Source organism: Aeromicrobium alkaliterrae (assembly GCF_039529015.1).
Lineage (GTDB): Bacteria > Actinomycetota > Actinomycetes > Propionibacteriales > Nocardioidaceae > Aeromicrobium > Aeromicrobium alkaliterrae.
The window spans coordinates 980,339-986,785 of the sequence record NZ_BAAAME010000002.1 but is presented as its reverse complement, the minus strand read 5'-3'; the positions used below and the strand labels follow the sequence as shown (position 1 = coordinate 986,785).

The following is a 6,447-nucleotide window of genomic DNA, read 5'->3' as shown; positions in this document are numbered from 1 at the left end:
TGGAGCCGGGGCTGTGTCGTGTGTCAGTGGTGGCACCTAGCGTCCGAATCACCGAGGACCGGACGAGAGGACACCATGACCACCACGCGAGACCCTGACCACGACCCGTCCCGCCCCGCTTGGCTGACACCCCAGGTCGTCATCGAGCGATTCTTCGCGATCGAGGCGGCACGGGTCACCCACCGCACCGTCCGCACCTACGCGTCCGTCGTCGACCGGCTCGACACGTTCCTGTCGAGCGTCGACGTTGCCCCGTTCATCGGCGAGCACTACGCCGCACTGCTGGAGGCGGAGCGGCAGTTCGCCCCTCAGGGCGCCCTGCTGCGCCTGTTCGGACTCGAAGGCCTGGTGTACTGCCTGCCAGGATTCCTCGAGCCGCAGTGGCTCGCGCAGGTGCCGTCAGAGCGCCGTGCGCAGATCGCCCTGACGGGCCGTCTGCTCGACTACCTGCGTCGCCGCGGGCTCATCGACCTGCAGGAGGTCGCCTGCGCCTACTACACGGCGCGCCAGGCGGTCTTCGACGCGCGCGATGCCGCCTGAGGTCAGGCGGGGGAGCGACGCCGCAGAGCCGCGTCGACGCTGAACCGGCCCGGACCGGCGAGTGCGAGCAGGAACGAGGCCGCGGCCAGCACCAGCACGAACTCGGCGCCGCCGTCGGCCACGAGGAACGCCTCGCGGTGGGCAAACCAGGCAGCGCCCAGCATCGACAGGCCCAGCAGTCCGCCCACGATCGGGGTCAGCGCGCCGAGAACCAGCAGTGCGCCGCCGCCCACCTCCAGCGAGGCCTGGGCGATCGCCGCGGCGTCCGCCGCCGGGACGCCCATCGAGTCGAAACCGGCCTGCGTGCCGGCGATCCCGTCGCGCCACTTCTGCCAGCCGTGCACGACGAACACGACACCGACGGCGATCCGTCCGATCAGCAGGCCCAGGTCGGCCGCCCCTGCGGGCGGTGTGGTCAGGCTTCGAGCAATGGTGGACATGGCACCCCTCCGTATCCGGGCGCGACCATCGCGCCTCCTGGGAACGACGAGTGGCGCCGGTCGAGAGTTCCGGCTCGTGCGATGGGGTGAGTCAGGTCTCGATCATGCGGCGGCGACCTGCGCGCTCGCCGCGAGCGCGTCGGCCAGGGCGCGCAGGACGCCGAGGTCGAACCCCATGCCGCGGTGCGCGGCATCGACCCGCACGTTGTGGGCCAGCGGGCCCTCGTCCTCCTCGCGAACCCGGCACGCCGGGCCCGAGACCACGCCGTCGCGTGGCGACCAGATCGCGGTCATGGGCATCGGGAGCGGCTGCGCATGGCGTTCGGCACCCTCGGGTGTGAGGTCGTCGGCGGCCGCCGGGTTGAGCAGCCGGAACCAGCGCACGATCCACTCGGTGCCCTCGCGCCCCCGGATCGGGGTGCCCATCGTGATCACGTCGCGCACCAGCTCGGGGCGGCGCCGCGCCGCCTCCCGCGCGTAGACCCCACCCAGGCTCCACCCCACGACCGTGATGGGCCCGTGCTCGGCGGCCAGGTCCGCGATCAGCTGCTCCAGCGTGGCCTCGTCGTCAGGAGTGATGCCCAGGTTCCACCCGAGGTTCCATCCGGACGTCAGGTAACCGAGGTCCTCCAGGTAGTGCCGCATCGGCAGCGTCGTGTGGTCCGTGGCGGTGAAGCCCGGCAGCACCAGCACCATGTGCCCGTCGCCACGGGGGCTCGTGCTCGTCAGGCCGCTCAGGCCGGAGGCCAGTCTGATGAACGTCATCGGCATCCCGGCCAGCTCGCAGAGCAGGCCGATCGGACCGGGCCTCAGGGACGGCAGCAGGCTCATGGCACCTCACTCGCAGATCGACAGCCCGGTGAGTCTAGACCGCGTCCCGCCGCGGTGACCCTCATTCGGTGCATGATCGGGAGACGTCGAGGGAGGGAGACCCGATGAACGAGACAGCGAACGAGGGAAAGCGGCGCGCCGGCGTGCCCGTCGACTCCGGTGTCGCCCGCGAGGGTCGCCACCGTCGGGTCGACGGTCCGCCATCGCCTCCGCCGGCGCCGCAGGACGAGACGCAAGGGTCGTCCAAGACGCGGTGGTTCCGGCGGCGATAGCGCCAGACAAAGATGGACCGCCCAGAGGGAGCTGTGGCGTGTCCTCCCGCGGGGCGGTACCGCGAACTTAGCCTGCCCTAACCACCATGAACCAGTGGCTGTTCACATCGCGGGACGGGCGGGTGGCGACCGGGCTAGTGGCGCAGCTCGACGAGGCGCGCCAGGTCGGTGTCACTGAGCTCGGTGAGCGCGGTCTCGCCGGCGTTGACCACGGCGTCGGCCAGGGCGCGCTTGCTGGTGATGAGCTCGGCGATCGACTCCTCGATCGTGCCCTCGCTGACGAGGCGGTGCACGTGCACCGCGCGCGTCTGGCCGATGCGATGCGCACGATCGGTGGCCTGGTCCTCGACGGCCGGGTTCCACCAGCGGTCGTAGTGGATGACGTGGTCGGCGCGGGTCAGGTTGAGGCCGGTGCCGGCCGCCTTGAGCGACAGCACGAACACGCTGAAGTCGCCGGCCTGGAAGTCGGCCACCATGCGCTCGCGCTGCCGGACGCCGGTGCCGCCGTGGAGGAACCGGTGTGACACCCCGCGATCGGTGAGGTGACGCGTCAGGAGGTGCCCCATCGTCGTGTACTGCGTGAACACGAGCGACGCTCCGCCCTCGTCGATGATCTCCTCGAGGAGCTCGTCGAACACCGCGAGCTTGCCGGAGCGCCCGTCGAGCTTGCCGTCGGCCTCGCGCAGGAAGTGCGCGGGGTGGTTGCAGATCTGCTTGAGCCGGGTCAGCATCGTCACGACGAGCTGGCGGCGCTTCATGCCCTCCGCCTGCTCGATCTCGGCCATCGTCTCGCGAACCGCCGCCTCGTAGAGGCCGACCTGCTCGCGGGTCAGGTTCGCGCGGTAGTCGGTCTCGATCTTGGGGGGCAGCTCCGGCGCGATGCCCGGATCGGTCTTGCGGCGTCGCAGCACGAAGGGACGCACGAGCTCGGCGAGCTCAGCGGCCCGCTGCGGCTCGCGGCCGGACTCGATGGGGCGCGACCAGGTGGCGCGGAACTCCTCCCACGAGCCGAGCAGGCCCGGGGTCGTCCAGTCGAGGATCGACCACAGCTCGCCGAGGTGGTTCTCGACGGGCGTGCCGGTGAGGGCCAGGCGCGCGATGCCCTCGATGCCGCGCAGCACCCGGGCCGCCTTGGTCCGGGGGTTCTTGACGTTCTGCGCCTCGTCGGCGACCACGAGGTCCCAGCCGATGTCGCTGAGCTCGTCGGCCGAGCTGACCATCGTGGCGTAGGTCGTGATGACGAAGCCGCCGCGCAGCTTCGCGAGCGAGCGACGTGGGCCGTGGAAGCGGTGCACCTCGGCGTCGGGCGCGAAGCGGTGGACCTCGCGCTCCCAGTTGCCGATGACCGAGGCCGGGCACACGACCAGGGTGGGGCCGTGCGGGATGCCGAGCGCCTCGGCGCGCTCGGCCCGGTGCAGCTGGAGGGCGATCAGCATGACGGTCTTGCCGAGGCCCATGTCGTCGGCGAGGCAGCCGCCCAGACCGAGCTCGGTGAGCTGGCTCATCCACCGCAGGCCCTGCAGCTGGTAGTCGCGCAGGGAGCCGGAGAGCGAGTCGGGCTGGCGGGCCGCGATGAGCTCGCGGTCCATCGTCTGGAACCGGCGCCGGACGTCGTCGAGCCAGCCCACCGTCTCGACGGTGGTGCGTCGCCCCTCGATGAGCATCTCGCCCGTGACCACCGCGCGGAGCGCGTCGCCGGCACGGACCTCGGTCGAGCCGCCGTGCAGAGCACGCTGCAGCTTGCTCCGGTCGACCATGACCCAGGAGTCGCGCAGACGGATGACGGCGCGGTGGTCGCGCGCCAGCTGCTCGACCTCGGCCTCGCTGAGCACCTGGTCGCCCACGGCGACCTGCCAGTCGAAGCGGAAGAGCTGCTGGTGCGTGAAGGCCGACGGTCGGTCGTGCCGCGGCGCCTCGTCGGCGCGCAGCACGGCGCGGGTGTCGAGCTGGCGCACGAGCGACTCGGGCCAGCGCACCTCGATGCGGTTCGCCAGCAGGGTCGCGGTGAGCCGGTTGCTGCCGAGCTCGGCCAGTTCGTCGGCGCCGACCGTGACGCCGCCTCGCGCGTGGGGCTCGGCGAGCCGGGTCGCGGGTTCCCACCAGCGCGCGACGCGCTCGAGCATCTCGCGCGTGGGCTCGCGGGCGTCGACCACGATGGGGCGCTCGGGTCCGCTCGTGAGCTCGGAGGCGTCGAAGGGGGAGGAGACCTGCGCGCGGGGGATGACCCGCAGGCGCACGACCGCGGCGTCGGTGTCGGTCGGGGTCTCGAGGAACGACACCTCGAAGGCGTAGGAGAACTGCGTCTCGCGCTGTCGTGGTGCGACGGTGCGCACCGCGGGCTCCTGCGGGGTCGTGGCCACGGTGGGTGCGTCGACCGCGAGGGCCTCGAGGAAGGCGAAGACCGACTTCTGTCCCGAGCCCGGATCGGGTCCGATCGCGCTGCCCGAGTTGCGCAGCTGGTCGATCGAGGAGCCCGGCGGCTGGAGCAGGTGGCCGGTCGTCATGAGCCGCAGCGCGATGATCGCGGGTGTCGCCCACGCGCGCACCGAGGGGTGGGCGTTGACGAGCCGGATGCCTTGGCTGAGCGGTCCGACGGCGTCGAAGGCGGCGACCTGGTGCTCGCCGTCCGGGGCGTCGATCACGAAGTGCGACTTGGCCGGTTCGTCGGCCACCTCGAAGCGGACGGGATGCCGCAGCAGAGGCACCAGCTCGTCCCGGGTGGTCATCCGACCATTCTGACGCACGGCTCCCAATGGCGAACGTCGGCGTGCTATGGTTGAACCATCAACTACCCCGGATCCTCGACCGGGATCCCACCTGGAGGGGCCACATGCGGCAGTACTCGATCGCGGACCTCGAGTCCCGTCTGGCCCCCAGCCCGCGGATGCCGGTCCTCTTCGTCGGCCACGGCAACCCGATGCACGCGATCAGCGACAACGCCTTCACGCGGGAGTGGAGCCGCATCGGTGCCGACCTCCCCGAGGCGCAGGCCATCGTCGTCATCAGCGCGCACTGGCTGACCCCAGGCTCGACCCACATCACCGACGCGCCGCGCAACAGGGTCATCTACGACTTCGGCGGCTTCCCCGACGCCCTGTCGCGCGTGCCGTACCCGAGCGAGGGTGACCCGGTCGTCGCGCGGGCGATCCGGCAGCAGTTCCTCGACTACGAGGCGCAGCTGGACGCGCAGTGGGGCCTGGACCACGGCACGTGGTCGGTGCTGGTGCACCTGGCGCCGGAGCCGACCGTCCCGGTCCTGCAGATCAGCCTCGACTACGCGATGCCGCTGCCCGAGCTCCACGCGACGTTCGCCCGCCTCCGGGCGCTGCGCGACCGAGGGGTCCTGTTCATCGGCAGCGGCAACATCGTGCACGCCCTCGGACGCGCGCGCTGGGAGCCGCACGCGCAGGCCTGGGACTGGGCGGTCGAGTTCGACCGCGTCACGGGCGACGCGCTGCGCGAGCGCCGCGTCGACCAGCTGCTCGATCCGTTCCGCACGTGGGACACCGCGCGGATCGCGGTGCCCACCGACGACCACTACCGCCCGATGGTGGCGGCGATGTCGCTGCTCGACCCCGACGAGGACCTGTCGTTCTTCAACGAGCAGATCGACATGGGCTCGATCGGCATGCGGTCGTTCATGACCGCCTGATCAGGCCTGCCGGGCCTGGTCGGGCTGGCCCTGCTCCTGCTCGGCGATCTGGCGCCGCACGTCCTCCATGTCGAGGCCGCGCACCTTCTCGATCAGGTCGTCGAGGGCCGGCGCCGGCAGGGCGCCCGGCTGGGCGAAGACCAGCACGCCGTCGCGGAACGCCATGATCGTGGGGATCGAGGAGATCTGCGCGGCGCCGGCCAGCTGCGGCTCGGCCTCGGTGTCGATCTTGCCGAACGTGATGTCCGGGTTCTTCTCGCTCGCGGCCTCGTAGACCGGGGCGAACTGCCGGCACGGACCGCACCACGACGCCCACCAGTCGATGAGGGTGATGCCGTCGCCGCCGATCTGGTCGTCGATCGTGGCCTGGGTCAGGTTCACGGTGCTCATGTCGGGGTCAACGAGGTGGGTCCCCGATTGATTCCTCCGGAGCGGCGGGGGAGGGCGAAGACTACTGGCGCGTAGGGGTGGTTCCGCGCGAAACATGAGGCTATCCTCAAGTTATGGATGACACCGCTTACGACGTCGACCAGTCCGCCCTCGCTGCCGCCTCGCGGCGCTTCCCGGCGCACCGGCCCGCCCCGGAGCGCACCCTGACCTCGCCCGGCCTGGCGTACCTCGCGACGCCCACGGCCTTCGGCGAGCACGCCTGGGACGAGAGCGGCCACTAGAACCTCTCCGGCGCGTCACGCACGAGCCGAGAACGACGAAG

At 71.4% G+C, this 6,447-nt stretch carries 7 protein-coding genes; 3 read left to right on the top strand and 4 right to left on the bottom strand.

The window, feature by feature from the left end:
* Positions 1 to 75: 75 nt before the first annotated feature.
* The gene (locus tag ABD127_RS05975; protein ID WP_344198751.1) at positions 76 to 540 is read left to right on the top strand and encodes a hypothetical protein; all 465 of its coding nucleotides are present in this window, start codon (positions 76 to 78) and stop codon (positions 538 to 540) included.
* Positions 541 to 542: 2 nt separating this feature from the next.
* On the opposite strand, the gene ABD127_RS05970 is transcribed toward ABD127_RS05975, so the two are convergent.
* From ABD127_RS05970 to ABD127_RS05960, 3 genes are all read right to left on the bottom strand, one after another.
* The gene (locus ABD127_RS05970) at positions 543 to 980 is read right to left on the bottom strand and encodes a DoxX family protein (RefSeq protein ID WP_344198749.1); all 438 of its coding nucleotides are present in this window, start codon (positions 978 to 980) and stop codon (positions 543 to 545) included.
* A gap of 102 nt (positions 981 to 1,082) precedes the next feature.
* Positions 1,083 to 1,811: an esterase/lipase family protein gene (locus ABD127_RS05965; protein WP_344198747.1), complete on the bottom strand. Its 729-nt coding sequence runs from the start codon at positions 1,809 to 1,811 to the stop codon at positions 1,083 to 1,085.
* 406 nt (positions 1,812 to 2,217) lie between these two features.
* Entirely contained in the window at positions 2,218 to 4,809 is a 2,592-nt protein-coding gene (locus tag ABD127_RS05960) for a DEAD/DEAH box helicase (protein ID WP_344198745.1), read from the bottom strand.
* A gap of 104 nt (positions 4,810 to 4,913) precedes the next feature.
* On the opposite strand from ABD127_RS05960, the gene ABD127_RS05955 reads away from it, so the two are divergent.
* Complete coding sequence (locus tag ABD127_RS05955) at positions 4,914 to 5,735, top strand: dioxygenase family protein (RefSeq protein WP_344198743.1); 822 nt, start codon at positions 4,914 to 4,916, stop codon at positions 5,733 to 5,735.
* Here the strand turns inward: ABD127_RS05955 and ABD127_RS05950 are convergent, their stop codons facing one another.
* Positions 5,736 to 6,125 carry a thioredoxin family protein gene (locus ABD127_RS05950; RefSeq protein ID WP_344198741.1) on the bottom strand — a complete coding sequence of 130 codons (390 nt, stop codon included), beginning with the start codon at positions 6,123 to 6,125 and terminating at the stop codon, positions 5,736 to 5,738. It lies immediately after the preceding gene.
* A gap of 113 nt (positions 6,126 to 6,238) precedes the next feature.
* On the opposite strand from ABD127_RS05950, the gene ABD127_RS05945 reads away from it, so the two are divergent.
* On the top strand, positions 6,239 to 6,406 hold the full coding sequence (locus ABD127_RS05945) for a hypothetical protein (protein ID WP_344198739.1): 168 nt from the start codon (positions 6,239 to 6,241) through the stop codon (positions 6,404 to 6,406).
* The last annotated feature ends 41 nt before the right edge of the window (positions 6,407 to 6,447 follow it).

Bases quoted from the DNA above. Each gene is read 5' to 3' on its own strand.
- ABD127_RS05970 (WP_344198749.1), bottom strand. From the start codon at position 980: ATGTCCACCATTGCTCGAAGCCTGACCACACCGCCCGCAGGGGCGGCC.
- ABD127_RS05950 (WP_344198741.1), bottom strand. From the start codon at position 6,125: ATGAGCACCGTGAACCTGACCCAGGCCACGATCGACGACCAGATCGGC.
- ABD127_RS05965 (WP_344198747.1), bottom strand. From the start codon at position 1,811: ATGAGCCTGCTGCCGTCCCTGAGGCCCGGTCCGATCGGCCTGCTCTGC.
- ABD127_RS05975 (WP_344198751.1), top strand. From the start codon at position 76: ATGACCACCACGCGAGACCCTGACCACGACCCGTCCCGCCCCGCTTGG.
- ABD127_RS05960 (WP_344198745.1), bottom strand. From the start codon at position 4,809: ATGACCACCCGGGACGAGCTGGTGCCTCTGCTGCGGCATCCCGTCCGC.
- ABD127_RS05955 (WP_344198743.1), top strand. From the start codon at position 4,914: ATGCGGCAGTACTCGATCGCGGACCTCGAGTCCCGTCTGGCCCCCAGC.
- ABD127_RS05945 (WP_344198739.1), top strand. From the start codon at position 6,239: ATGGATGACACCGCTTACGACGTCGACCAGTCCGCCCTCGCTGCCGCC.